This is a genomic window from Gimesia chilikensis, assembly GCF_008329715.1.
Lineage (GTDB): Bacteria > Planctomycetota > Planctomycetia > Planctomycetales > Planctomycetaceae > Gimesia > Gimesia chilikensis.
Genome location: NZ_VTSR01000016.1, coordinates 15,406 through 41,716, shown reverse-complemented (window position 1 = coordinate 41,716; position 26,311 = coordinate 15,406). Strand labels below are relative to the sequence as shown.

Below are 26,311 nucleotides of genomic sequence, written 5' to 3'. Positions count from 1 at the left end.
CGGCTCGGGTGCCTAAGCGATGATTTCGGGAACCACGTTGCCGGCCACGCCGGTGATCCGCATGTCGAGCCCCTGGAATTTGAACGTCAGCCGCTCGTGATCCATACCCAGCAGATGCAGCAGGGTCGCGTGGAAATCATTCACGTGTATTGGTTTCTCGGCCACGTTGAAGCCGATGTCATCGGTCTTGCCGTAAGCGAATCCGCGTTTGACGCCGCCGCCTGCCATCCAGACGGTGTAGGCATCCTTGTGATGGTCGCGTCCGGGTGACTTGCGATCTCCTTGAACCATGGGAGTGCGGCCGAACTCGGCGCCCCAGACGACCAGCGTGTCATCGAGAAGGCCCCGCTGCTTGAGGTCTTTAATCAGAGCTGCGATCGGTTGATCGACCTGCTTACATTTATTCTTGAGCCCGTTGACCAGGTTACCATGATGGTCCCAGCCCTGGTCGAACAGTTGCACGAACCGCACGCCCCGTTCCACCAGTCGTCTCGCCAGCAGACAGTTATTGGCGAAGCTCGCTTTGCCGGGCTGAGTACCGTACTGTTCGTGGATGTGTTTGGGTTCGTTGGAAATATCCATCAGCTCAGGCACCGCGGTCTGCATGCGATACGCCATTTCATACTGGTTGATGCGGGTGGCAATTTCGGGATCGCCGACATCCGCCAGCTGGACTTTGTTCAAATGGTTCACACTGTCGATGATCCGTTTGCGGTCTTCGCCGGTCATCCCCTTGGGATTCGAGAGGAACAGCACCGGATCCCCCTGGGAACGGAATTCGACCCCCTGGTAAATGCTGGGCAGAAAGCCGCTGCCCCACAGGCTGTTGCCGGCACCAGCGACATTGCCCGTGATTAAGACGACGAAGCCGGGGAGGTTACTGTTTTCCGAACCAAGGCCGTAGTTGACCCACGAACCCAGCGAAGGCCGTCCGAAGCGGGAGAAGCCGGTCTGGAAGAAGAGCTGTGCGGGGGCATGATTGAAATGGTCGGTCTTGAGTGAATGGATCATGCAGAGTTCATCTGAGACCGATCCGAGGTGGGGCATCAGCTCGGAGATGGGGATCCCCGCTTCCCCCTGTCGCTGATAGGCAAACGGGCTGCCCATCAGTTTGGGTTGTTCGCGGATGAACGCCAGTCGCAGACCTTCCCAGAGTTTATCGGGAACGAGTTCACCGTCGAGTTCCTGCAGTTTCGGTTTCGCGTCGTATAAATCGAGATGCGAAGGGGCACCCACCATGTGCAGGAAGATCACATTTTTCGCTTTGGGCGTGAAATGCGATTCGCGGGCTGCCATCGGATTCACGGCAGTGGGGATGTTTCCCAGCAGGTCGTTCGCGAGCAGTGTGGTTAAAGCCGCTCCTCCGACACCCATGCCGGCCCGTTGAAAGAATTCACGACGGGTATAATTCAACAGTTGTTGCATGTGCTCGTTCATGATTATCCCTCATGATTATCCCTTGGTGATTGTTTCGTCGAGATTGAGCAGGATGTTGGCAACATACAGCCAGGCCGCCATGCGGGATGCACCGACACCTTCGGGGCGGTCTTTGGCAGAGATCAGTTTCTGGGCTGCCTGGGGGTGGTCCTGGAAATGTTTCAGTTCCTGTTCGAAGACTTTTGTGAGGTGATCGACTTCCACATCCTGAGGATGACGGGCCACACAGAGGCGGAACGCGTACGCGATTCGTTCCCGGTCGGTCATACCATCGTTCATGCCGTGTGTTGCCAGTCGTCGGGCCAGGCCGGTGGCGATCTCAATATACGCCGGGTCGTTGAGCAGGGTCAGTGCCTGGAGTGGCGTGTTGGTCCGCGAGCGATTGATCGTGCAGGCACCCCGGTCGGGAGCATCAAAGTTCGTGAAACTCGGGTAGGGGGCACTGCGTCGCCAGATCACATACACGCCTCGGCGGAAGCGATCTTCTTCAGTGGAAGTATTGTATTTCGGAGCATTGCGACCCACGTGCCGCCAGAGTCCCTGGGGTTGCGGCGGATAGACAGGCGGGCCTCCCATTTTGGTAGAGAGCAGACCGCTGATGGCCAGTGCGTTATCGCGAATGGTTTCCGCCGAGAGTCGCAGGCGGGGGCCGCGGGTCAGCAGTTTATTGTAAGGATCGGCTTCAAGCAGTGCGGGAGTGATCTTCGATGACTGCTGATACGTGGCGGACATCACGATCAGTTTATGCACGTGTTTCATCGACCAGTTGTGTTCCATGAATTCGACGGCCAGCCAGTCGAGCAGTGCGGGATGCGTGGGGGGATCACCCTGGCTGCCGAAATCTTCCTGGGTGGCGACGATCCCCTGTCCGAAGAACTGCGACCACCAGCGATTGACAGTCACACGGGCGACCAGCGGATTCTCCGGAGCGACAAGCCACTTCGCGAAGGCGAGCCGGTTGGGCGTGTCTTCTGCCTGGAGTGGATGCAGGGACTCGGGTGTCTGCGGTTTGACCTGGGCACCCTTGTCGAGGAAGTTACCCCGCTTGAAGATGTTGTTCATCCGGGGCTTGTCCATTTCGACCATCACCAGAGATGTGTCCGGCTCAAGAGCATTCAGCTGCTGGCGGATCTCGTTCAACTGTTCGGTCAGAGCGGCGAAATCCGGATCCTGTTCCCGCTGGTAGGCGGTCAGGGCTTTGGTCTGTTTGGCAGTCCGTTTGTCGGATTCCGTGTTCAGAATTTTACGGATGTTGTCGGGAACCTTGCTCCCCTCTTCAGAGTTTTCCAACAGGGCGAGCGTTGCTTCTTCCCAGGCCGGATACCCGGTTTCGAGTTGCTTCTGTCGCTGATTGAGCTGCTTTTGCAGGGCCAGGCGCTCTTTGGTCAGCTGATCTTTCTGTTGTTGATCTGTTTTACTGAGGGGCACCATCAGTTTGGGGCCGGTGACATCAAAGGTCACACTTTTACCCACCTGCTTCACTTCCAGCGGCGTGTTATTGAAGAAAGCAAAGATCTGGTAGTAGTCCTGTTGTGTGAACGGGTCGTATTTGTGATTGTGGCACTGGGCACATTCGAAGGTGGTGCCGAGCCAGACCATGCCGGTGGTGTTAACCCGATCGAAGATCTGATTGACGCGGTTCTCTTCGGGATCGACGCCCGCTTCCACATTACAGGTGGTGCAGCGATGAAAGCCGGTGGCGATTTTCTGATCGAGACTCGCGTCGGGTATCAGGTCGCCGGCGATCTGTTGAATGGTAAACTGATTGAAGGGCATGTCCCGGTTGAGGGCGTTGATCACCCAGTCCCGGTAAAGCCACATCTCGCGCAGCTGATCAGCCTGGAAGCCGTTCGAGTCCGCATAGCGAGCCAGGTCGAGCCACTGGCGGGCCCACTTTTCGCCGTAGCGGGGTGACTTCAGAAGATTGTCGACATACTTTTCATAGGCGGCCGGTGAAGGATCTTTTTCGAAAGCAGCGACCTGTTCCGGTGTGGGAGGCAGGCCGATCAGATCCAGGGAAACGCGACGCAGCAGCCGGGCGGGTTCGGCCAGCTGCGCCTGTTGCAACGCAGGATTCTGCTGCTGCAGTTTCTCGACCACGAAGGCATCAATGGCATTGTTCACGCGCGGCGTGCCTTTGACTTTCGGCAGTGGTTGTTTCACGGGGGGCACGTAGGCCCAGTGTTTGGGTTCTTCCGATTCGGTGGGCCAGTCGGCTCCCTGATCGATCCACTGTTTGAGTGTGGCGATTTCTTCTGCGGTGAGACGCTCGCCTGCATCCGAGGGGGGCATCTGTTCGCTGTCGTCTTTTGACGCGACGCGATGCATGAGTACGCTCTGGTCGCTTTTACCCGAGATGATAGCGGGCTCACCGGAATCGTTTCGGAGCAGCAGATTTTTACGACTGGTCAGCCGCAGTCCCCCTTCGCGGGCATCGGGACCGTGACAGTCCTGACAATGTTTGACGAAGAGCGGGCGGATCGATTTTTCAAAATCAATCTTGGCGCCGGCAGCCGGTTTGTCTGCGGGCACTGGTGCTGCGCTGGCAGACCAGGTGCTCAGCGTGAGTGCACTGATCAGTGAGAGACCTGCGTAGAGAGCTCGTGGCACTTGAGAACCATACATACGCGTTCAATTCCTGACAGGCGGTAATTCCAAGGCTGTTGGCGACCTGGAAAGCGACCTGATGAGAAGATTGAAAGTAATGCCGGTCCGTCAGAACCGCCGATATCGGAGGGACGGTAGTCAGACACCACTGCCTGACGGGCTGAATGTGTTTTCAGGGGAATGTGTTGTTGTTTCCCGGAGAGAGAATCAAGCTTTTAAGATAACCCGACCAGGGCCGGAATTCAAGTTTTTTCCCGGATTGCAGGAGGTCTGAGACAGCGGCGGTTGGCTCTAAGTTATTGTTATGAAAGTAGATAAATACTCGACTTGTGGCTCGCTCAATCAACTCCGGGTGGTATCGGATGTAATCCGATATTGCCGCAGGCAACAGGAGGTCGCAGGGGAGACTGGGACAGGTTCAATAATATGCCTGATCTTATCGGATCGTCTGTCGTGAATTGTATGAGTGCGCTGTGACCTCCTGCTCGCTGCGCTCGGCCCGAATTGCATTCGAGCCCACCCATTCTTCTGGGGGAATGCGAGCCAACAGCGCCACCGGATCGCTCCTGCCCATTATGACTTGGCTTTCGCCGGTTTCTTTGTCTGCGGTCGTTTCATTTTCTGAGCGGACTTGCCTGCTTCGAAGATATCGACGTCCCCGTTGTTTTCCTGGGGGGCTCCCGGAGTCGAGCGACCACGGTCCACATAGCTCTGCAGCAGGTCGGTCAATTCTTTCACGACTTCGGGGTATTCGGACTGCAGATTTTTCTGTTCATTCAGATCCATATTCAGATCATAGAGCTGGATGGGGGGGAGCTGACTGAGATCGTCTTTGCCCGGCTTGGGGAAGCTCCAGCCTCCCGAGCCGGGACAAAGTTCGAGCTTCCAGTGATCTTTACGGATCGAGAAGGCCCCGCGAATCGAATGATGCACGGCGGCTTCGCGGAGGGGCTGCGTGTCTTTGCCTTCCAGTGCGGGCAGGATGCTGACGCTGTCTTCACCCGCGTTATCGGGCAGCTTCGCACCGACGATGTCCGCGGCGGTGGCCATCAGGTCGGTCAGACAGATCAGCTGATCGGAGTGCGTGCCGGCTTTGACACGGGCCGGCCAGTTGGCGATGAAGGGGACGCGATGTCCGCCTTCGTAGATGTCAGCCTTGTGGCCCCGGAAACGGTAGCTGGGCTGATGATCTTTGTCGGCCATCTCTTTGAAGTTAGCTGCGGGGGAGCAGCCGTTGTCTGCGGTGAAGATGACGAGCGTGTTTTCATGGATGCCCTGTTTTTTGAGCGCCTGCATTACCTGACCGACGGTGTCATCGACCTGCATGACGAAATCGCAGTAGGCGTTGATGCCGCTTTTTCCCTGCCATTCGGGTGTGGGCAGGATGGGTGTGTGTGGAGCGTTGAGGGGGAAGTAGATGAAGAACGGCTTGCCTTTTTTAGAAGCGGCCGCGTGTTCGTCGATGATCTGGACGGTTTTCTCAGTGATGCGGGGCAGCACGTCGATGGCTTCGAAATCTTTGTGGGCGGGGCCATCCCGAAAGAAAGCCTTGGTGACAGTGGGGATGCCCTGGCTCTTGTTATTTTCAATATAGACATAGGGGGGCATGTCGAGTGAGGCGCTGATGCCATAGAAGTAGTCGAAGCCGACACTGTTGGGACCGTTCTGAATCGGTTTGGAGTAATCGACGTCCCAGCCGGGATTGGTTTTTTTGTTATACGATTTCTCGGTGGCGATGCCGCCGTCCTTGAGCGTCCAGTCCATACCCAGGTGCCACTTTCCGACCGCGGCGGTATAGTAGCCATGCAGCTTGAGCATGGAAGGAACCGTCATGCGGTCCTGTTCAATCAGCCGCCGGGAGAGTCCCCAGAGCACGCCGCTCTTCAGGCGGGAGCGCCAGTTGTAGCGACCGGTGAGCACGCCATAACGGGTGGGCGTGCAGACGGAGGAACTGGTATGGGCGTCGGTAAAAACCATGCCGCCGCGCGCCAGCTGATCCAGGTGCGGGGTGGCGATTTTACATTCCGGGTTGAGCGCCTTGATATCGCCGTAGCCCATGTCATCGGCCAGGATGTAGATAATGTTGGGATCGTTTGATTTTTCCGCGGCGACGGCAGATGCAGTGCAGCAGAGCGTGGTCAATCCGCAGACGAATGTGAGCAGAGCGAAGAGAAACAGAAAACGCGTTGTGCGGGTTCTGGCAGATAAAGCGAGCGCAACGTTGGCTGACGGCATGGTTCATCCTCTGAGAATTTTTGGTGTGGTGTGTTTACTTCAGTATCAACCAACGGCACCGCAGGGTCAAGCAAAGTGTGATGTGAATCGGCGATGCGACTGGAGAAGAGAGCAAGTCTTTAAAACCCGGTATTCGGGTACCAGCGGCTGTAATAATTTTCGCCCAGTCTGGTCAGGGGGATGGCAGTGGGTTTGAAGATGAATGAGCCGGCGCTGATTTGCTGGCGATGACCGAGTTTTGAAACGAGCGGCCAGTAAGGATGGCGCCCCTTTTGCCAGGTGACGAACTGATTTGGATCCCAGACGGCGATTCCATCGGCCCCATTTTCATAGTCCCCCGTGACCGACTTCAGCAGGCTGTCCGCACTTTCCATTTTCCAGCCGATGTAGAAAGGGAAGATTTTCACATCGGTTCCCTCGGTGATGCGGGCGTAGTAAGCCGTGTCGCCCGACCTGGATTTCAGTCCGCTGGTATAATACGCGAACCAGGCGATGCCGATCTGGTCGATCAGTTTTTCTTCAATCCAGCGTTCCACATCCAGTCCGAACTTCCGATTATCTGCGGGGGTGGAAAAAGTGGAAACGGCCAGTTTAAGGCGGCGAATGGGTGTACCGCGCTGAGTCGCAACCTCATCCAGCAGCTTGCGAATTTTGCGCATGAACTCCGTGACAATCGTCGCCCGCAGCTGGAGCACGCGTGGGTCGTCTTCGGCCAGCTGGCGGGGATCGTTTCCGTATTCTTTGATGAACCGCTGACAGAACGGTTCTTCCCATAAAATCATGGGCATGCCGCGATGAAAGAGAAAGCCGGCCCCGTCTGCGCCTCGCTGCAGTGCTTCGCGGTAGACTTCGATCAGATGGTCCTGAACTTCCTCTGCGGCGTAGCTGAGATGCATGGTGGGCGTTCCGTCGTAATCGATGCAGCGCCATTCGGGATGTGCTTCGTAAAATTCACTCATGAAGAACTCCTCCCACGGCGGTGCTGCCTTCCAGCCGGCAGCTCGCAGGCAGATGAGGATTTCCGCCTGTTGACGGTGTGCTTCTTCCACAGCCACTTTCAGAGGGTCAATTCCCTGCTGATGCAGATGGCGAACCGATTCGACATACTCGCGATCGACTTCCCGCGGGAAGGTATCCAGCTGTGCTCCCATCAGGTTTCCCACCTGGCTCGGGTGATGAACGAGATCCGCGCCTCCCACCTGAAACCACCAGGTCTTGAAATCACTGTCGCGGTAAGCGGAAAATGTCGCCGCGAGATCGGCGCGATTCTGAGGACGGAACGGGTGAATCCAGGTGTAGCCATCAAACGTGGCGACCGCTGTTTTGGTTTTCTGTTGAGTCCGATCAGCATTTAACCGAGCGACTTCCTCGTCGGTCAGTGGAATGGTTTTGACGTAATGAATCCGCGCCGGCATGTGATACACGGTAGAGAACTGTAAGTCGTTATTGGTCAGGTCTGCGGTGCCCAGAAATACTTCTTCCAGCACATCCCGGCGTTGGGGACCCAGGTCGAGTCGATTGCTCAGCCGGGTGTAAGCCGGGGCGCTGGTGAATTTCACTTCCACAATGTTTTTCGCGGGGCGCACGAGATCGGTGATCGAACTCAGCCCGATATAGACGGCGTGCCAGCCTTGTTTGTTGAGCTTTAAGGTCAGGTCCGGTGCCGAGGACTCACGTCCGACCGAGATGCATTTTCCCGAGAAGTCAGCCGTCTCGTATTCGAACACTTTCCATTTGTCATGCTGACGACGATCAGAAAGTGCGTCGGCCGGGAGGCAGCGGGTCAGGTCTGTGATACGGTCTGCCTGCTTGAAGTTCTGCCACTGCTCAGCGTGGGACCGCGGCAGCTGTTTTTGAGCAGACGTCGGTTCCGCAGCAGCCAGGTATGTTGCTGATGTCGAGAGGATACTAAACAGCAGCGCGAACCTGAGGTGCCAGGAAAGATTATCACTCATAGCAGGTATCCTGTCTGTGAACAGCCTGTATGCGGGGGCTGTTACTTCAACGGTTTGATAAACAGATTGCGGAACTCGACGGGGTCGTTGTGGTGCTGCAGGGCGATGGGGCCGTTTGGAGGAATACCCGGAAGCTGCGCACCTTCGATGACAGTGGTTCCGTTAAGGACCACTGATACACGATCGCCGCGCATGGTGATCTCGAAGCGGTTCCACTGGCCGAGGGGACGATCTGCGTTTTTGATAGGGATGCACGCGCGACGGACTTCGGGGGGCATCGTCTTGTCGGTGCGGTAGCCGTTGATTTCGCCGGAACCGAGGACCTGGCTCCAGACGTTGAGCTGAGCTTTGGAACTGCCGCGGAGATAAATGCCGCTGTCGCCGGCATCGAGATGCGGGCGGGTGACGCGTTGGCGGGGATTGTCTGCCTCCATCAGGAAATCGCCGTTAAACAGCACGATGGGGTGCGGCTTCATTTCCGGTTCAGCTGACAGGCGCCAGTCGACGATCAGGACAAAGTCTTCGAATTCGTCCTTTGTCCAGAGGTCGCGGTCCGCCCGTTTTTTAGACTCGGCCTTGCCGTCGTAGTGGATTTCGCCGTCGTGGGCGACCCAGTGCCCCTTGTGTCCGGGCCGATGGTTCCAACCGGAAAAGGTAAGCCCGTCGAACAGCGACTTAAAGCCTGCGTCAGGCTGGGCGACTTTCTCGGGAGGCGGGTTGCTCGACGGTAATTCCCGAATGCGGATGTTGCGGAAATGCACTTCGGTGTGTTCCGCCTGCAGGCCAATATAGCCTTTGACGAGGCTCGTCTGTTTCGCACGTGTGACCACCTTCCCGTTGACGGCCAGTTCCACCGTGCCGTTTTTGGTTGTGAGCACGTACCGGTTCCAGTTTCCCGCTGGTCGACAGCGTTTTTCGAGGGGACGCGCCCGTGCGGTGGTTCCCTTTTTGTCGGGGTCGGTCAGTGGCACAAGCGAGGCGCCGCGGATTCCAAACAGACTGCCATGATCTTCGACGAGCAACTGAGCTTCGATGGCACGCGGATAGGGGGCCCCGATCTGCGGTAGTGCATCGGCGTGGAAGAACAGACCGGAATTGCCGCCCGTTTTCACGTGCAGGCACTCCAGTTCCAGCACATAGTTTTCATACATCCGATCCGTGCGCAGGAAACAGCGGGGTTCGCCCGTGCAGACAATCGCGGCGTCTCGCACCTGCCAGGTGTCGGGCGCTCCGTTGACGTTGACCCAGCCGGTGAGATCCCGGCCGTTGAACAGTTCCGTTTCAGTAGCCGATAACGGGGCGTGGAGCAGACTAAGCGAGACGAAGCAGAGGGCCAGCAGTTTCACTCCGGCGTTAATACGTAGGTTGCACTTCATGCGTTCCTCGTCCTTTGTTTTGTCTCAAGCCTGGTGGGTGTCAGCAACGGTCAGCGATTGCCTTGATGGCGATGGTCTTTATGTTTGCGGCGGCTTGCCATCAATCCAGGGGCCGGCGAGCTTCTGGTATTCGGGCGGGTACATCACGCTGCCCGTGTCGCCCGCGTGCCAGCCAGGTACGTGGCGGGGTTTGGCTTTGGCCTTGGAGAGTTTCTCCCAGCCGTCCGCCCAGCTGCTGTTACCATCGCTGACCTGTCCGTCGCGGTCGACGTGGAACACCTTGCCTTCGCGGTAGCTGCGTACGGCCAGGTTGACAAGCATGACGGCGGCTGAGCCCAGTTCCGGATCGTTATTGACGGATGTGGGTTTGCCCGAGCGGATGGCGTCGAGCCAGTTCGCACAGTGAGTCGACACGATGTCGAGATCGGTTTGCACGTGGAATGTCTCGGGTTTGAGATTGCTGTTGAGCGTGACCTGCGGTCGTTCGGGGATAAACTCAAATGAACACTTGCCACTGTTGCCCGAACAGCTCTTGTCGAACAGCAGCAGTCCGTTGTGGCCGCGAATGATGTGATCCAGCTTGCGTTCTTCGCTGACCATGGTGCTGCTGACCAGCCCCTGCACACCTTCGTGGAAGTCGGCGATGATCGATGCCACGTCGGTGACTTCACGATCATCGTATTCAAAAAAGATCCCGCCGCCACCGACCACGCGACCAGGCTTGCGGAGCCCCGTGGCTTTCAACATGCCGGTCACCCGATGCACGAACAGGTCGGAGAACATGCCATAACCGAAGGCCCAGTAGCAGCGCCATTGTCCGAAGATCTCACGGTCGAAGGGTACATCGGGATGAAAGCCTTCGTCCACGCCGAGGAAGCGACGGAAGTCGACCGTTTGTGGCGTCATTTCTTTGGTGATCAGGTTGTGCCGCGACATGCCGAATTTCCCGTTGCGGGCACACTCGGTCTGGAACTGGACGACTTTACCCAGCAGGCCGGCGTCGATTTTCTCGCGGGCCATGTCCCAGACAGGCGCACTGGTCGACTGCACGCCGACCTGCATCACGCGGTCGCTGGCTTTCCAGGCGGCGACGACTTCCGCGGCTTCTTCGACCGTGTGCGTCATCGGCTTTTCACAATAAACGTGTTTGCCCGCGGCCAGGGCATCCAGTGTGATTCTGGCGTGCCAGTGATCGGGGGTGCCAATCACGACGGCGTCGATGTCTTTATCGCCCAGCAACTCGCGATGATCGATGTGCGTGGTCGGCGTGACGCCGGTCTGTTCCTTGATGTAGTCGACAAACCGCTGGCGATGTACCGAGTAGACATCGGCGACGGAAACGAGGTCAATGTTGTGACCCAGCTCACGGAGTTTGACGAGTTTCTTGGTGAGTGTATTGAAACCGCGATTCCCTGCGCCAATCACGCCGATCCGCAAGCGACTGTTCGCATCGGCTGCGCGTGTCTTTGTGGCTGCGGCCAGCAGGCTCGCGGCGGCACCGGTTGTCGCGCTGGTCTTGATGAACTCGCGTCGTGATACGTTAGATTCCGTTGGTTGCGTCATTACTCGTTTCTCCAAACTACGGTTGAGCCAGTCCGCTGTTGCTGACCATGGATGAAAACGGGGCGATGCTGAATATAAATCAACTTCGATATGAATGCTTTCAGTATCAGGCAACTGGACCTCCGGGTCAAGTAATTCGCGCAGAGGACTGGAGATGACTGCCATTTACGTTTGCCTGAGACCCGGTGTGACTTGAGAATCATGTTGGGGCTATTCTGTGAGCCCACTTTCGTTTTAGAGACGGATACTCGCTATTTGTTCAGTTCACGCTGGACGAACCCGGGAGGAGTTTTCATAATGAAATAGATCAATGCTGCTCCCGGATGTTTAGAAATGTGCAGATGTGCCTAAGGCATCCGGTTGGGCAGAACTCTTCAGGATGCAGCGCACTCCATCCTGACAGTCACCGCGGGCACGGACTTACTGGAGAGACAGGATTATGCCTGTCTCACCAGGCAACGCATAACGAGATGGATCATGTATCAGAAAACCGGATGGCTCATCGGCCTCATTCTCCTGGTCGGGTGTGGCGAACAGCCCAAACCCGTTGAACAGACACCAACCACCGCCAGTCAGAAACCTGCGAGCCAGACACCTGCAAGTCAGGCGCCTCCCAGTCAGGCAAAGTCTGAGCCAGCACCGGCGCAGGAACCTGTCACTCAAACAGAGAAAAAGGCGGCCCCCAAAAAGGACTCTACCGGTGATGACTATGTCGATAAGGTCATCGCCAAACATCAGGAGGAAACGTTCCGGAGGTCATTAAGCGAACTGAAGGCCAAGGATCGCGATCAGCGCGTCATGGCCGTCGCCATGCTGGTCACGTCAAAGATTGACCCCAACCGTGTCGTCGCGGGTCTGCTGAATGTTGTGGATGACAAGGATGAACAGGTGGCAAATATGTCGCGGAAATACATCCAGTCACACACGTTTGAATCCAAAGGTCAGCTGGTCGATTTCTACGCAGACTGGTGTGGCCCCTGTCGGATGATGAAGCCGGTCGTGAAAGAACTTCAGGACGAAGGCTACCCGGTGATTCAGGTAGACGTCGATGAGAATCCGGATTTGAGTTCGCATTTTTATATCACCAGCATTCCGACGTTTGCGCTGATTGTCGACGGATCGATGCGACAGCGCAGGATCGGCGTGGTTGATAAATCAGAATTACTGAAACTGCTGAAAGCGATTCCCAAACCAGATAAGAAGGATCAGGAGAAGGCGTATGTGACCGATCCGAAGCTGAAGGTGTATGGCGCCCTGGTGACGATGCAGTCGGAGAACGCCTGGTATCGGTATGAGGCGAAGCAGCAGTTAAAGCAGGCATCCTTGCCGGCGCTGATTGAGATCCTGCAGGATCCGGGGCAGCGCACCGTCTTTCGCGAATCGGTAATGCAGGTCCTCGAATCGTTCATGAAGTCAGAAGATCAGGCGACGCAGATCGTCAAGGTAATGACGGAGATCATGAACGATCCGCAACAGTCGGAGGAACTGCGGGGCATGGCTGTGATCTTCCTCTCCCGCCACGATCCCGCACGCAGCGGTGCGCTCGATGAAAAACTGGTGGCCCTGTTAAAGGCATCCCGTCCCGAAGCATTGCAGGCAGAGGTGGCAGAAGCAATTGGTAACCGAAAAATCAAGCAGGGATTGCCGGTACTGATTGATAAGGTGAAGCACCTGGATCAGGCGCCCGAAGATGTGCGCACCGCGTATATCTCCGCGTTGGGAGAATTTGGTGCCGCAGCGGATTCCGCGGTGCCTGCACTGCTGACCGCCTATTCGAACTATCCTGATGAGAGCGATGCCATTTCCGAAGCGCTCGAGGAGATCTGTCCCGATTCCAAAGCGGCTACGGAGGCGTTGATCAAAGTGCTCGCGGAAGATGACGAAGAGGCCAGATCGCTGGCGGTCTCGCTGCTGGATCAGGCCGAGTATATCCGCACGGCCAGCAGTTCCCTGCAGAAACTTTTGAACGATCCCGATCCTGAAGTGAGTCTCAAAGCGGCAAAACTGCTGGAGAAAATCGGCGGGGCGGACCAGAAGATTGTATCCGCACTCATCAAACAACTGGATGAAGGGGAAGTGGACTGGGAAATCCGTTCCGCACTGCGGACCGCCTGGCGATATTCGTATCCCGCATTGACCAAAATCATCTGCGATCCTCAGAGTACTCCCCAGGCCAAAGAGAATGCGATGTTGGTACTCAGCGATTATGACCATCGGCCCAGTCCGGAAGAACAGGCTTTGCTGGAACAGGCTTTAGGTCAGAAAGACCTGCTGACTAAACAGTGTGCCGCGATCATGCTGTCGTACTCCGAATCTCAGCAGGCACTGATAAATCCCCTGCTCCTGGAAGCAGTCAAATCAGACAACGAGGGTGTGCGCCTGCACGCAGCCCGGGCATTGAGGAGCCGTCAGAAGTCACTCTCGAAACAGCAGCAGGAGCAGGCGAAAGCAGAATTACTGAAGCTGTTGAAGGGTTCGGATTACCGCGTCAGTGAAGCCGCCGCATCTGCTCTTACCAATTTTGAGTTAACTGAGGATGAGTTGAAAACGGTGGTTGGATCCCTTGAGAATCCGGAACTGCAGTACTTCGTGATGGGTATTCTTAGCAGGAAGCAAACACTGCCGGCCTCGGTCGTTCCGGTTCTCACCGCGAAATTAGTGAGCGATGAAATCGATGAAGAGCTGGTGAATCAACTGACTGCTGTTCTTAGTCGCGGAGGTAAGCCGGCCCTGAAAAGTCTGGAAGCGGTGGCCTCGAATACCGAGGTGGATCCGGGACGCCGCGCCAAAGTGATTCTGGCACTCGGCGAGGTCACGGCTGAAGAACCTGAGGTCGTGAAATATCTTCAAGCATTGCTCAAGGAGAAACAGCCTGAACCATTACAGATGGCGGCTGCGATTGCTGTGGCAGGCCAGGTCGAAGATAAGCAGTCTCTGGTGCCTCTATTGCTGACTGGTGTGCAAAGTGAAAACTGGCAGATCAAACAGTTCGCCGGTGAGGCATTGACGAATGTCGCAGGAGATTCGCCGGAAGCGCTCAAAATGGTGCAGTCGCAATTGAAAGCGCTGGAACCGAAACAGCAATCTGCAGTGCTGGTTCTACTCTGCGAGGACGAGCGACTGCGAGATCAATTCAGTTCACAACTGCTCTCCCTGGTTCAAGGTATGAATCAGGAGAAGGATACCTACCAGCTCAGGGCGGCGATCAGCTACCTGGTCCGCGGCGATCAGGAAGGCACCGTGATCAACAAACTGCTTGCCGAGCAGGATCAGGAGATCGTGCAGCAGACATTACGCACCCTGGGGAATAATGCAGACGGCGTTCCCAAAGCCGTACTGCCGGAACTGGAAACACTATTGAACAACGCGTCAGCGAAGAACCGGTTACTGGCGGCGCTCTGCCTGTTGAAAGCGGGGTCTGAGGATGAGGGTCTGCTGACGATCGTGCGTAACGCGCTGGATTCGGGTGATGAAGAATTGAGTCAGCAGGCGGCCTACGATCTACCGATGGCCGGCCCTTTAAATGAACAGTGGACGCCGGTCTTGATTGAGTTAATGCGAAATCGGGATTACCGACTGGTGGCCATTGAGCAGTTGGGAGAGATGGGGGCTGACGCGAAATCAGCAGTGCCGGCTCTGATTGATCTGCTGGAGACAGTCAGTTCTTACAAGGAATCCGCTTATGCGCTGGGAGAACTGGGACCGACTGCTGCTGAAGCGATTCCGGCACTGCGGGAGATGCTGACGAATGAACGAACCATGTATGCGGCTGCTCAGGCGCTGGAGAAGATTGAAGAAGACCATCAGCCGACGATCGATATTCTGGCAAAGAACCTCGATCAACCGAATCTGCGCGGGGATGCTGCCTATAGCCTGGGAGTTTTTGCCGCGGATGCTCCCGAGCGGATTGAACCCCTGTTATTGAAAGTGATCAGCGGTGAGAATCAATATGACCGTGAGATGGCACTGCGTGCCGCTGGCTCTTTGAAGTCTAAAGCGGTGGTCACGATGCTGATCAAAGTACTGGAAGAAGACGACCAGGATCTGTCTGACCTGGCTGCGCTATCGCTGGGAAAACTGGCGATTGAAGCGGAACTGGCGGTACCGGCCTTGCTGAAATCAATGCAGGACTCGAATGAACGGGTGCAATATGCCGCAGTGCAGGCCCTGGGTAAGTTTGGTGCCGACGCTGCACCTGCGGTGCCCGCGCTACTCAAAGCCTTGGATGACAAATCCATTCGCGAGGCTGCCGCTGGTGCTTTAGGCCGCATCGGCGCACCGGCGCAGGAAGCTATTCCCCGTCTGATCAAAATGCTGGATGATCCGCAGGAGCGACGTGCAGCACTGGAAGGACTCAAGCAGTTCGGACCACTGGCAGAATCCGCGGTCCCCCGCTTAAAGGAACTGGAGCAGGAGTCCCGGAACTATGATCTGCGACTGGTCAAAGCGACCCTCAAAGCGATTCAGTCGCCGGAGGAGAAAGAGAAGAACTGACGATGGCCGCTCCTCTGTTTTATTCACTCTGAGTAGATTGATATCGAATTCAGATTTATAACAGAGGTGCGTAAAACATCATAAAATCAGGGTGTTGTTTTCCAGCGTAGTTCGCGAAACTCCGGTGCAGGACCGCGCCAGTTTTTGCCGACGATTCGTGATTTTCCTTTGCCTCTGCGCGCGGGCTGAAGTCTTTCGGCAGGGGTAATCTTCAGCTGACGGATCCCATCCCAGCCTGGTAATGGATCACCGTTCCAGTTCTGAAAATCTTCTGCTTTCAGCTGGATATTCTGCCAGTCGCTGCCCCCTGTGAGCTCAACCTCTGCAGCGAAGTCGTCAATCACGAGCACCAGCCGATTGGATTCTGCTGCGCGAACTTTCAATGCGAGCTCCGCCTGCTCTGGTGCTTTCCATGTTGTGTCGTTGAGTTTGTGCGTGATCAGCGTCCATTCATCCGGTCGGTAATTAAACCATTCCTTTTGCCAGTCACCTTGAAAGTCTTCGATCAGTAATGTCGGTTCAAGTGTGTTTCGCGTGCCTGCATGTTGAAGTTGTGTGGGAGTAACCTGTGTCAGTAGTGACGAGAGATTAAATGACTTAGTTGTATAAGGCCGGTAGTAATAGCCTGCTCCGGAAACGGGTTCGTCGAGAGAATACCGTACATTGGCGTAAACCCAGAGTGGCTGATCAACACTTCCCAAAGGCAGCCGTGCCGTCCAGGTGCCGTCGGTTTCGGTCGCCGATGCATGATGCCAGAAGCGGTGCATCGTCTGCAGTCGATCTTCGGGACGCTCGTCTTGTTTACCCTGCTGGGTATAAAAGATATCGACCGAAAGAATGGGCCGGGTATGATCTGGTTGTACCTGGAAACTGGGGATGTGATCGCTGGTCTTGAGAATCAGCTTCGTTTTCGGTGTCTCAGGAAATGCGAATGCAGATTTTAAATGCTGGTCCATCCACAGCATTGTTGCGGCTTCAAAATCGGGCGTGTCCTGATGATTGTGGTGTGGAGAGCAGGTCACGCGCCATTCTTTGCTGCGGATTTCGTTGATCGCATCGGGCAGGTTGCCCAGACGTCCGTGAAAATCGTTCGCAGGGCTGAGGAAGATGATGGGACAGGCAATCTGCTTCAGGCTGACATCATCACCCAGGGTTGCGCAAAACAGCGGACTTCGATTGTATCGATCGCTGATACCGCCACAGGAAGGGGCAGCCGCTTTGACACGCTCGTCGGGAGCAGTCAACACGGTGAGCTTGCCTCCCATGGAATGTCCATAGACGCCCAGTCGATCGGGGTCGACCATCGGCTGCGCTTCCAGAAATGTGAGTGCACGACGTGCCGCGAGCGCAGCGAGAAACCAGCCGCTGTTGCGCGGCGACTCAACTTCATCGAGAGTCCAGGCGGCGGGCATGGCACTGGGAAAGACATTGCCGGGATGCTTTCCCGGGGCATGATAACCGTCGAGTGCGCCCCAGTCGGTGGTTACTTTGTAGTTCGGATCGTCGGTCTTACCCTCCCAGAACAGCTTCACTTCAGCAGGAGTCACCCGGTAGTCCGGGGCACTGATTCGTCCTGCCCAGGCAATGGAGACGGTGGCATACCCGCGTTTGCCATTCATGAGGCACGCCTGGTGATCGGCGTATTGTCCGCCGCCATGAATCTGTACGAGTCCCGGAAGTGTTCTCCTGCTTCCGCTGGCGCTTTTGGGGAAACCAAAAATTGCTGCGAGTCTCGCGGTCTGTCCTTTGAAGACTCCGATGCGAAATCGCACCACACTGAGCATCACGCCCTCTTCTTCCCATTCTTTGAGAACTTCGGTTTGAAGCGGTTCTTTTCGCGGATCAAAGCCGGCCCACATCGCTTCGAAATTCTGAGGTGCTGTGCCGTCCTGCAAAGGGGGCAGCGTCTCGGGGTTCTGCCCGAAAACAACAGAGGATGAGAATAGAATCAGAATCCAGAGAAATGTGCCGTGTTTCATGTGGAAGACCCGCCTTGGAAGTTAAAAGTCATTTAGACGACGATCGATTCACTTACTCTCGCACAAAGCTGACAGGCAGGTTCAGTTCCTGTCTTGCGGCTTCGCTTTTAATGCGGTTTTGATTTCGCGGGCGACCTGTTGTGCCAGTTTTTGGGAGCCGGCGGGTTTGAAGTGGACGTTGCCTGGACCGGCCCAGAGGGGCGCTTCGAAGCCTGTCGCGAGCTGATGCAGGTCGTTGATTTTGATGTTGTGTTTCTGCATGATCTTTTTCGCGACCTTGTTGTATTTCAAATCGTCGCCGACAACGCGGCCTGCTTCGCCTTCCGGAACTGGAGTTGTGGTGGCCCAGATCAGCGTGGCGTTCGTCTGCTCCAGTTGCCTGACCAGTGTTTCCAGATTTTTCTCATACTGTGCGAGGGGGACCGAGATGGTGCCGTTGACTTTGTCGCGGTGTCCCTGAGTTTTTGAGTCGGGGTGCCGATAGCAGAGGTCGTGCAGTCCCCAGTTGAAATGGATCACATCCCAGTCAGTTTTTCCCAGCCAGCGCTGGAGATTTTTAAGACCCCGTTTCGTATCGCCGCAGTTGGCTTTGACGCGTTCGACATTCGCGACCCCTTTCAGCAGTTCAATGGTGGGTTTGGTGTAACCGATGGAAATCGAGTCACCGATAATCAGCACGCGGGGCAGGTCGGGATCTGCTTTGGTTTCCTGTTTCTGTTCTGCTGTTGCGATCGAAGTCACACACAGAACCAGGAACAACGCTGTGAGAATTCGGCAGTGGTCGGTCAGTCGAGGCATCTGATGATCTCCTGAGGGAATGGTGGGCGAAGTCATCCAGTATCAGCGAGACGCGCAGGCGGGTCAAGCAGGACTTGTGAAAAATCGGTGCGACTGTTTTCCGATGAAAATATTTTCCTGCAGAAAACAGCGAACCCCTGCTGAACGTTCACTGTCTTTTATCGGCAACAGACGAACGGTGTTTTGTCTGTGAACGAATTGATGTGCCTTGCGGGTGTGATGGATGCACGATGGTCTTCGGAACCATTAGACGGGGTTCGATTCCCTGGCGGGGTACTTGAGTAAAACTGACGCTGGAGCCAGATGGCCAGGCGACTGCCTGCAAAGCAGTTCTAAGTGGGTTCGACTCCCACCGGCGTCTTAAACCAGCCAACTGCCGATGCGGACTACATCTTTCTGTCAAAAAGAACCGATGTCTGTGTCATTCCTTCGTTGGCCGGTTTGTTGAAAATCCAACTGCCTGTCGGGATTACATTATGACGGTCCTAAGGTAGCTAACCTGGAGTGATCCAGGGAAGGTGAGCGTAACGGCATCTCTGTGAGATGGTCTGGCGCGTGTCGACTGACGGTTTCACATGCGACCGATCAGGACGGCCGAAGAGGCAACAATCTCGATGCCCCTTCGTTGGGTTTTAAAAAAGACATGACCGACTGCCGATCTGGAGTACATGGTTCAGGACCCGGGGGTTGTGGGTTCGAGTCCCACCGGCGTTCATTCGCAAAGCGAGTCGCGCCGTAGCTCAATGGTAGAGCACCGTAGAAACTCTGGTTCACCACTTCGTCGGTTGTATTTACTGTCGAAAGACGATCTGTCAGCAGACGGATCGCATGCATTCAAGGAGACCGAAACTTTGATCGTCGACAAGCCGAGACGCAAATAGCGTCACATGCAAACAGGACCGACTGCCGAAGGGGAGTACATAGTGATCTGTTAGTTGTGGGTTCGAATCCCACCAGCGCCGCGTGCAACCGCACAACACGTTGTAGCTTTAATGGTAGAAGCATCAGAAGAAAACTCTCTTTACACAACTTCGTCGGTCTTTCTTAAGCGACTCACTCGACTGCTGGAGTGGAGTACATGGTTTCGCTGGTTCAACTCCTGCCCGGCCCACTGAATATTTAAATCTGGGCCGGACCCTGGACTCCGCGTGCGCGCGGAGAGGCAGGGTGGGACTCTGCTCGAATACCTCGTCGAGTGCTTTTTACAGGATCCGGCTGCCGTCAGTGGGGACTGATGCGTCTTTCGCCGGACCCGTTTTTTGAAGGAGGCTATGATGGCCAACAAGACTCTGTTTTCAAATCGCCAGAATCAGTATCCACGTGCGGACTCGCGTAACGAGGCCGGCGGTCGCGCTTATAAATTCGAGCCGAAGCATGCGCTCGCGCAGCTGGCGGCAACCGGAACGTTCAACAACGTGTTCTACGCGGGTGCGCAGACGCAGCTGGATACTCTGCGGACGCTGATTGACCAGGTGGACGATGACCGCTACCTGGCACAGCTGGCCGTGTATGCGCGGGAGCGAGCCTGCATGAAGGAGATGCCGGCAGCGCTGCTGGCGACACTGTCGACGCGGGATACCGAGCTGATGCACCGTGTGTTCGATCGCGTGGTTGACAACGGTCGTGTACTGCGGACGCTGTTCCAGATGATCCGTTCGGGTCAGTTTGGTCGGACCGGTCTGTCATCGAGTCTGCAGCGGGCGTTTCAGCGCTGGCTGAACGAGGCTTCGGTGGGTCGACTGCTGTCGGCTTCGATCGGTCACGATCCGAGCCTGCGCGACGTTCTGCGACTGGCACGGCCAACGCCTGTCGACAACGAGCGACGTGCGCTGTTCGGCTGGCTGACGGATAAGGAGCCTGCCAAGTGGGCACCGGCGACCGCAGCGGATCTGCCACGGCAGGTGCGACAGCTGATCGCTTATCGTCAGGCAGAGACTGACCAGGCGCAGGCAGAGATCGTTGAGAATCTGTCTGTGCGGTGGGACCTGCTGGCGGATGCGGCCAAGAGTCCACTGGTCTGGAAGGCGCTGGCCCGACAGATGGGACCACAGGCGCTACGGATGAACCTGAATACGCTGCTGCGGCATGACGTGTTCCAGGATGCGGCGCTGGTGGACTACGTGGCGGACCGCCTGGCGGACGCGGAGGCAATCCGTCAGTCGCGACAGTTTCCGTACCAGTTCCTGGCGGCTTATCTGAATGTGAGTGCCGAAGTGCCTCGCAAGATTCAGACGGCGCTGCACCAGGCGGCCGAACTTGCCTGCGGTAACGTGCCGGAACTGCCTGGTCCCGTGGTGATCGGTCTGGATACGTCCGGTTCGATGCAGTGTCCGGTTACCGGCTGGCAGCGTCGTGGTGCCACAAGTCGGATGACGTGTGTGGATGCTGCGGCACTGTTTGCGGCGGCTGTGCTGCGACGTAACCCGGACAGCGTGGTGATTCCATTCGATACCCGGCCTTACCAGGCTCGCCTGGATCCATCGGACTCGATTCTGAGTCTGTCGGCACGGCTGGCGAAGTACGGCGGCGGTGGTACCGACTGTTCGATCCCGCTGAACGTGGCCAACACGAAGCTCAGCAAGCGTGCGTTCGCCGGCTGCGTGCTGGTGAGCGACAACGAGAGCTGGGTGCGGCAGGGCCGTTACGGTTCGACCGGCGTGATGACCGAGTGGCAGCGGTTCATCGAGAACCAGCGGCGACTGGGCGTGACGGATCCGAAGCTGGTATGCATCGACATCCAGCCTTACGGTTCGTCACAGGCTCCGGAGCGCGACGACATCCTGAACATGGGCGGCTTCAGTGACGCGGTGTTCAACGTGGTGGCGTCGTTCCTGGGCAACGACGCCGGCCGATTCGTCGCCGAGGTCGAGTCGATCGAAGTCTGATCGGCTCGGTTGGTTATCTGGGATACCCCTGGTCTGAGAAATCGGGCCAGGGGTTTTTATTCTTGTGATGAGTTATCATGAGAGATGAAAATAGCACAACTGTATTTTCCTCTCATCAAAAGAGTAAGAAAAGATGGATAGCGCATTACAATTTATCATTATGCTGAATACAGACTTAACTATTTCCTCAATTATTAAGCACATGTCAGCAGGATTAAGGGAAGCACGAGGGCGCAAAGTTAACTCAATTGACTTCGAAGGTAATTGGATCGAGATTTATCAAAATGATGATTACGACGAATCTCAGACAGAAATTGAAGATGGTTTTCTGTTTTATCGCTATCGTCTGGAGGCAACGCCTCTGAGTAAGGAAATCACATTGTCACGGCAAATAAACACGACTAGAACGATCTGTCAGAACCTTCAACAACTGAATGTCGACATTTTTCTTTGCGCAAACTTTGAAGACCAACTTCCTGAATTTAAGTAACACGCGACTAATTGTGAATGACAAACGCAGTAACATTAATACTTGAATATTGAACCGATTTCTCTCAGTGGAAGACTCCATGCCTGGCGAAAACAATGATCTTCAACGGCAGTCAATAAAAACGCCCTGGTTCTTTTTATGAGATATCTATGGTAGAGAAATATGATCCCGAAATCTGAACTCATCTTTGTTTATGAAGGATACTGGGGAGATAAAATATTTGTATTCTCCAGTTCTGAAGAAAAAGCAATGAAGGCAGTGAAGCGATGTCATGCTTATGGGGAGCCTGAAGAAGGTTATGAGTATAGATTAGGCGCACATTGGGCAATAGATGATGAGGCTGAAGGATGGCACATAGTACCGAGAGAGGTTGAAATCCAACATATAGAAGGAAAAGTCTACGGGAGCTTCGCAAATGATCTGCCTGTCCATCTATATTGGGAATGTCCACTTTGTCATTCCAAAACGGGAGAAGATATATCGGCTGATATTACATTTCCTCATTTGGTTTGGTGTGAACATTATACGAATCCAAGTCTGGATGATTCTTATTTCTTAGTTCATCTTAGTGAAGAAGATGGAGAAAAGTTGAAAGGAACTTGAGCAGAAAAAGTGTCTGGAATCGTTAAGCTCCGTAATGAGTGATGTGATGCCAAAACTCGTAAAGTCACAGACGAAGTGGTGTACCAGAGCCGGGTGTAACGCGACAGCAAGGAAGTGAAGAAGTATAAGAGATTTAGTCCATTTATTTAGATTGTCGCTGAGGTCGAGTTGATCGAATTCTGAGCAGCTTAGTGAGTCATTAGGAGTGTTTCTCGTGTGTCACTACTTTGGCCAGATTCATTCGGTTCTGGATAATGAACGCCATGTTTTCATTTACGGTCAAATCAGATGCCTATCAATCCCTGAAGAATAAGGCTCGGCTGGAGTTGTATGACCCTGTGGATTATGCCCCCGCCGTGATCTCAGCAGTTTGTCGATGGCTTTATGAAAGTGGAGCTTTTGAGTTTAAGCTTTGTTTTGGTGACGGGGAGGAAATACTGCTGCCCGTTGATTGTGAACTTTCAATATTCCTGGAGCAGTTGCCAGAGGTTATCTCTGCATCAAAGAATGAACACGTCCGTAGCTTTGTAATCCACTTTTTTGAGCAAGGTTTCAACTTTGACGTATTAGTGCAAAAAAAGAATGGTCTCTATCGCGTGTCGTTTGATATGAGAGACTGCGATCATTCAGTACATGAAGGTTATGACATCGAATTATCACATTTTGAATCGATGCTACAGGGGATTGCACAGATGTTTGTTGAGATCTCACTAGAAGTCTTTCCGGAGTTATCTGAGAATCAGGCACTGATTCAATGGAGAAGTGAAGTGGGAATCCAGAATGGAAACTCTGGAGAGTAGCTGTGTGTCTCCCTGATCCAAGTCATCCTATGGAACTAACCAGACCACAACTCGATTTACTGGAGCGACTGAAGTTGCGCTGCGTCAATCAAAGGTTCCTGACACTTTTCCTGGCCCCGTCGTAGCACGTCTCATAGAGGCTTTAATCGACGACTTCTTTCACTTGCTTAATAGATGGAAGATTGACCCGGAACTCCTACCCAAACCATTTCCTCGATCAATTAGAGAATAGAATATGGATTCACAAGAGATAAACGATTGGATGAGTTTTTGTGAACACAAACGCTCTTTTGAATTAGACCATTTCTCAAGTATGTTTATGGATTTATATCTTGAATCTCTTACTGAAAAAGAAAAGAGTGATCTAGAAACAGTGTTTAGCTATATCCCAAATAAATCTCGTATTCTCGAAAAAATGTTTCGTTTAGATTTTCGAGCAGACGACAAAACTGAAAATGAAATTACAAATCTTGTTCTCCAAGATCTGAAAGAAAAACGGCGTATTATTGATTCTCCTTCCCTCATCCAAGCGATGGATTACGGTGTAAATGCTATTATGAGTGACGAAGAAAAGTTCGCGGAATATGCTGGATGTGAGCTGAATTGCTTATTTTATCATGATATGGCCAACTATTTTGTTCAACATTTGTCTAAAAATGATGTCAAATTCAGGGCTCTCAGTAATGCTTTCTATGGATTAGCCAGCAACGCACACCTCCAATGGGCTCTTACTTGTGACTTACTGAATCTTGATCTTAGCTTTGATAATTACTTTGAGCTGTATTTGATTGGAGTGGATTACGCAATTTCTGAAAAGGGGATTTATGTGATCAATTACAGAGAACTCATGGGGAACGAATGGGCATAAATGTAGAGAGAAAAGTTGTAGGACTCTTTTATAATTGACCTGACACCTTTTTTGGGCAATGAAATTCTCGAACCTGAATTCAATCAGCCAACTTCTGGGATGTACTCAACAAGGATTTAGATGCTGACAATCTCACTCAAAGAGTTCACACTGACTGGTGAATTTGGACCAGTTAAAATTGGTATGCACCGGGATGCAGCCGTTGCGCTGCTGGGAAAACCGGGTGATGAGACTGACTTTGGTGGTGCTTCGAGTGGCTTGCTTTATGGATGGTATGAGTTTTTTTATGAAACTGATACGAAAGAAATCGAGGCCATACAGAATGACCATCTGCTGGATGGTGACCTGTTTGATTATCAGAACGAGCATTTCCAGATCGATCCCTGGTTTTTAAAGGCGGGAAAAGAGTTTACTTTCCCGGAGGTTGTCGATCTCCTGCAGGAGGAACAGATTCCATTTCGAGTTGTCAGATGCCACGGAACAGGTCCAGAAGTGATCGAATTTAAGAGTGGCGTTCATTTTGACTTTATAGAGCAATGTGACGCACAAACAGGGAAAGAGAGCGGTGAAAAAGTTCTCCTGGCAATCAGATATTTTCCGCTTTATTCAGATTCCTATGAAGTGGTGTATCAGAGCGGGGGGTAATGAGTAAAAAACTTTCTACTCGATTTCATTATGGAATTAACCAGACCACAACTCGATTTACTGGAGCGACTGCAGTCTGCGCTCGACGGTCAGGCGGCGCAGGAATTCACTTATGAAACAGAGTACCTGGGCTTTCTGCCGTATGGACAATATCACTGGCTGGCAGCGGCTGGCCAGCATTTACCAAGCGTGATTCTGGACAGCATGCAATTCTCAGATCTTGAGGCGCTGGAAAAAGCAGGGTACCTGCTGCGGGTGAGTGAGTGGCAAAACCCTGAGGACGATACGCACTCCAGAATTACGTTTGTGCTGCGTTCCGATGACGCTGATGTATGAAGGTCTGTCTGAATTCAAGGTGAGATCTGCGTTCGTCATAACGACGAAGAGCGTATTCACTTGACAATGGCTCGCGAATAGACAAAATTACACTCACCCTGTCGTTAATGAATGAATCAGTTCGCATTTCGTTCAGTGCATGCTGTCTTGTCAGAGGAGACTCCCTCATGTTTGCTGCTGAAGACGTCAACGGTATCTTTATCACGATGCATGTCGCAGACGAACAGGTGCTTTTCCTCCTGCTGACTGCAGACGGGACGGTCAACCGGATGGGGACCGGTTCTGAAGACAATACTGAAAAGCAGCTCTTCATCGATCAACCGTCGTCTGAAATGTTCGAGGCACTGAAGTCGCGGATCCAGCCCGAAACCACAGAATGGGAGGGGGGCTACGCCGATCCTGAACCCCAGGGCAAAACCTGTTGTCTTACGGTGGGCTTTATGAACGGGGACGGAGAGGAATCCGTCTGTAAATTCCAATATGGTTCCGAATCTCAAGGTCCGCCGGCGGATCTCTGTCAGCTGGTGATCTCCGCCATCGAGATTACGGAACCGTGGTACCAGGAACAGAAACAACTCACATCCGAAGGGTAATCTGCTGCATGCCTGAAGAAAACTGGCTCAATGACTCTGTTTTCACTGTCGAGAATTTTTTAACCCCCGAGGAGTGCCAGAAGTACATTCGCATCAGCGAAGATTTTGGCTACGAAGATGCACTGGTCTCCAGCCCGCGGGGCCAGGTGCTGCGGAAGGATCTTCGCAATAATGAGCGGGTGATGTTTCAGAACGAAGAAATCGCCGCGTGGCTGTGGGAACGGGCCAGCGATTTCGTGCCGTATCAGTATGACGACCGGTCGGCGATCGGCGTTAACGAAATGTTACGTTTCTATCGCTACGATCCCGGGCAGCAGTTCAACTGGCACCAGGACTTTCCGTTCGAACGCGATAACGGCGAGCAGAGCTATCTGACGCTGATCATCTATCTGAATGATGACTTTGCAGGGGGAGAGACCTCTTTCGAGGATTCCTATTCCGAGGAAATGTTCGATGAATTTAAAGTCGTCCCGCAACAGGGAATGGCGTTGTTCTTTGAGCATGCGATTCATCATAAAGGCGAACCGGTGACGCGGGGCCGCAAGTATGTGTTGCGTACGGATGTGATGTTTGCCGCCGAAGAGTCAGAGGCCGAGTACGATTATGAAGATGAGTACGACGCTGAAGATGATGATGAATGGTGATTC

The 26,311-nt window shown here is 54.1% G+C and carries 18 protein-coding genes and 1 tRNA gene; 11 read left to right on the top strand and 8 right to left on the bottom strand.

Features of this window, described 5'->3' with window-relative positions; translation table 11 throughout:
* Nucleotides 1-12: 12 nt before the first annotated feature.
* The 6 genes from FYZ48_RS19830 to FYZ48_RS19805 form a co-directional block, all read right to left on the bottom strand.
* On the bottom strand, nt 13-1,437 hold the full coding sequence (locus FYZ48_RS19830) for a DUF1501 domain-containing protein (RefSeq protein ID WP_149343573.1): 1,425 nt from the start codon (nt 1,435-1,437) through the stop codon (nt 13-15).
* Nucleotides 1,438-1,452: 15 nt separating this feature from the next.
* Nucleotides 1,453-4,062 carry a PSD1 and planctomycete cytochrome C domain-containing protein gene (locus FYZ48_RS19825; RefSeq protein ID WP_149343571.1) on the bottom strand — a complete coding sequence of 870 codons (2,610 nt, stop codon included), beginning with the start codon at nt 4,060-4,062 and terminating at the stop codon, nt 1,453-1,455.
* A gap of 555 nt (nt 4,063-4,617) precedes the next feature.
* Nucleotides 4,618-6,279 carry a sulfatase family protein gene (locus tag FYZ48_RS19820; protein WP_149343569.1) on the bottom strand — a complete coding sequence of 554 codons (1,662 nt, stop codon included), beginning with the start codon at nt 6,277-6,279 and terminating at the stop codon, nt 4,618-4,620.
* Nucleotides 6,280-6,398: 119 nt separating this feature from the next.
* Nucleotides 6,399-8,234, bottom strand: a complete 1,836-nt coding sequence (locus tag FYZ48_RS19815; RefSeq protein WP_149343567.1) for a family 10 glycosylhydrolase — start codon at nt 8,232-8,234, stop codon at nt 6,399-6,401.
* A 41-nt stretch (nt 8,235-8,275) separates the two neighbouring features.
* On the bottom strand, nt 8,276-9,610 hold the full coding sequence (locus FYZ48_RS19810) for a 3-keto-disaccharide hydrolase (protein WP_149343565.1): 1,335 nt from the start codon (nt 9,608-9,610) through the stop codon (nt 8,276-8,278).
* Nucleotides 9,611-9,688: 78 nt separating this feature from the next.
* Nucleotides 9,689-11,173, bottom strand: coding sequence for a Gfo/Idh/MocA family protein (locus FYZ48_RS19805; protein ID WP_149343563.1), 1,485 nt, complete (start codon nt 11,171-11,173; stop codon nt 9,689-9,691).
* 477 nt (nt 11,174-11,650) lie between these two features.
* Between FYZ48_RS19805 and FYZ48_RS19800 the strand changes: the two genes are divergently transcribed.
* Entirely contained in the window at nt 11,651-15,667 is a 4,017-nt protein-coding gene (locus FYZ48_RS19800; protein WP_149343560.1) for a HEAT repeat domain-containing protein, read from the top strand.
* 86 nt (nt 15,668-15,753) lie between these two features.
* Here FYZ48_RS19800 and FYZ48_RS19795 read toward each other — a convergent pair whose 3' ends face one another.
* Both FYZ48_RS19795 and FYZ48_RS19790 read right to left on the bottom strand, forming a co-directional pair.
* Nucleotides 15,754-17,646, bottom strand: a complete 1,893-nt coding sequence (locus tag FYZ48_RS19795) for an alpha/beta hydrolase family protein (RefSeq protein WP_149343558.1) — start codon at nt 17,644-17,646, stop codon at nt 15,754-15,756.
* 81 nt (nt 17,647-17,727) lie between these two features.
* The gene (locus FYZ48_RS19790; protein WP_149343556.1) at nt 17,728-18,444 is read right to left on the bottom strand and encodes an SGNH/GDSL hydrolase family protein; all 717 of its coding nucleotides are present in this window, start codon (nt 18,442-18,444) and stop codon (nt 17,728-17,730) included.
* A gap of 289 nt (nt 18,445-18,733) precedes the next feature.
* Here FYZ48_RS19790 and FYZ48_RS19785 point away from each other — a divergent pair.
* From FYZ48_RS19785 to FYZ48_RS19740, 10 genes are all read left to right on the top strand, one after another.
* Nucleotides 18,734-18,805, top strand: a tRNA-Cys gene (locus FYZ48_RS19785).
* A 913-nt stretch (nt 18,806-19,718) separates the two neighbouring features.
* Nucleotides 19,719-21,329 (top strand): TROVE domain-containing protein, encoded by a 1,611-nt coding sequence (locus FYZ48_RS19780; protein WP_149343554.1) that lies wholly within the window; start codon nt 19,719-19,721, stop codon nt 21,327-21,329.
* A gap of 133 nt (nt 21,330-21,462) precedes the next feature.
* Nucleotides 21,463-21,819: a hypothetical protein gene (locus FYZ48_RS19775; protein ID WP_149343552.1), complete on the top strand. Its 357-nt coding sequence runs from the start codon at nt 21,463-21,465 to the stop codon at nt 21,817-21,819.
* A gap of 162 nt (nt 21,820-21,981) precedes the next feature.
* The gene (locus FYZ48_RS19770; RefSeq protein WP_149343550.1) at nt 21,982-22,422 is read left to right on the top strand and encodes a hypothetical protein; all 441 of its coding nucleotides are present in this window, start codon (nt 21,982-21,984) and stop codon (nt 22,420-22,422) included.
* 263 nt (nt 22,423-22,685) lie between these two features.
* The gene (locus tag FYZ48_RS19765; protein ID WP_149343547.1) at nt 22,686-23,222 is read left to right on the top strand and encodes a hypothetical protein; all 537 of its coding nucleotides are present in this window, start codon (nt 22,686-22,688) and stop codon (nt 23,220-23,222) included.
* 235 nt (nt 23,223-23,457) lie between these two features.
* Nucleotides 23,458-24,090, top strand: coding sequence for a hypothetical protein (locus FYZ48_RS19760; protein ID WP_149343545.1), 633 nt, complete (start codon nt 23,458-23,460; stop codon nt 24,088-24,090).
* A 120-nt stretch (nt 24,091-24,210) separates the two neighbouring features.
* On the top strand, nt 24,211-24,735 hold the full coding sequence (locus tag FYZ48_RS19755) for a hypothetical protein (protein WP_149343543.1): 525 nt from the start codon (nt 24,211-24,213) through the stop codon (nt 24,733-24,735).
* Nucleotides 24,736-24,765: 30 nt separating this feature from the next.
* A complete protein-coding gene (locus FYZ48_RS19750; RefSeq protein ID WP_149343541.1) occupies nt 24,766-25,071 on the top strand; it encodes a hypothetical protein in 306 nt (101 codons plus the stop codon).
* Between the two features lie 167 nt (nt 25,072-25,238).
* Nucleotides 25,239-25,664, top strand: a complete 426-nt coding sequence (locus FYZ48_RS19745) for a hypothetical protein (protein ID WP_149343538.1) — start codon at nt 25,239-25,241, stop codon at nt 25,662-25,664.
* An 8-nt stretch (nt 25,665-25,672) separates the two neighbouring features.
* Nucleotides 25,673-26,308 (top strand): prolyl hydroxylase family protein, encoded by a 636-nt coding sequence (locus tag FYZ48_RS19740; RefSeq protein WP_149343536.1) that lies wholly within the window; start codon nt 25,673-25,675, stop codon nt 26,306-26,308.
* Nucleotides 26,309-26,311: the final 3 nt, after the last annotated feature.

What these genes read in the sequence shown, in the direction of transcription:
- FYZ48_RS19830 (WP_149343573.1), bottom strand. Translation starts at nt 1,437, where the DNA reads ATGAACGAGCACATGCAACAACTGTTGAATTATACCCGTCGTGAATTC.
- FYZ48_RS19825 (WP_149343571.1), bottom strand. Translation starts at nt 4,062, where the DNA reads ATGTATGGTTCTCAAGTGCCACGAGCTCTCTACGCAGGTCTCTCACTG.
- FYZ48_RS19820 (WP_149343569.1), bottom strand. Translation starts at nt 6,279, where the DNA reads ATGCCGTCAGCCAACGTTGCGCTCGCTTTATCTGCCAGAACCCGCACA.
- FYZ48_RS19815 (WP_149343567.1), bottom strand. Translation starts at nt 8,234, where the DNA reads ATGAGTGATAATCTTTCCTGGCACCTCAGGTTCGCGCTGCTGTTTAGT.
- FYZ48_RS19810 (WP_149343565.1), bottom strand. Translation starts at nt 9,610, where the DNA reads ATGAAGTGCAACCTACGTATTAACGCCGGAGTGAAACTGCTGGCCCTC.
- FYZ48_RS19805 (WP_149343563.1), bottom strand. Translation starts at nt 11,173, where the DNA reads ATGACGCAACCAACGGAATCTAACGTATCACGACGCGAGTTCATCAAG.
- FYZ48_RS19800 (WP_149343560.1), top strand. Translation starts at nt 11,651, where the DNA reads ATGTATCAGAAAACCGGATGGCTCATCGGCCTCATTCTCCTGGTCGGG.
- FYZ48_RS19795 (WP_149343558.1), bottom strand. Translation starts at nt 17,646, where the DNA reads ATGAAACACGGCACATTTCTCTGGATTCTGATTCTATTCTCATCCTCT.
- FYZ48_RS19790 (WP_149343556.1), bottom strand. Translation starts at nt 18,444, where the DNA reads ATGCCTCGACTGACCGACCACTGCCGAATTCTCACAGCGTTGTTCCTG.
- FYZ48_RS19780 (WP_149343554.1), top strand. Translation starts at nt 19,719, where the DNA reads ATGGCCAACAAGACTCTGTTTTCAAATCGCCAGAATCAGTATCCACGT.
- FYZ48_RS19775 (WP_149343552.1), top strand. Translation starts at nt 21,463, where the DNA reads ATGGATAGCGCATTACAATTTATCATTATGCTGAATACAGACTTAACT.
- FYZ48_RS19770 (WP_149343550.1), top strand. Translation starts at nt 21,982, where the DNA reads ATGATCCCGAAATCTGAACTCATCTTTGTTTATGAAGGATACTGGGGA.
- FYZ48_RS19765 (WP_149343547.1), top strand. Translation starts at nt 22,686, where the DNA reads ATGTTTTCATTTACGGTCAAATCAGATGCCTATCAATCCCTGAAGAAT.
- FYZ48_RS19760 (WP_149343545.1), top strand. Translation starts at nt 23,458, where the DNA reads ATGGATTCACAAGAGATAAACGATTGGATGAGTTTTTGTGAACACAAA.
- FYZ48_RS19755 (WP_149343543.1), top strand. Translation starts at nt 24,211, where the DNA reads ATGCTGACAATCTCACTCAAAGAGTTCACACTGACTGGTGAATTTGGA.
- FYZ48_RS19750 (WP_149343541.1), top strand. Translation starts at nt 24,766, where the DNA reads ATGGAATTAACCAGACCACAACTCGATTTACTGGAGCGACTGCAGTCT.
- FYZ48_RS19745 (WP_149343538.1), top strand. Translation starts at nt 25,239, where the DNA reads ATGTTTGCTGCTGAAGACGTCAACGGTATCTTTATCACGATGCATGTC.
- FYZ48_RS19740 (WP_149343536.1), top strand. Translation starts at nt 25,673, where the DNA reads ATGCCTGAAGAAAACTGGCTCAATGACTCTGTTTTCACTGTCGAGAAT.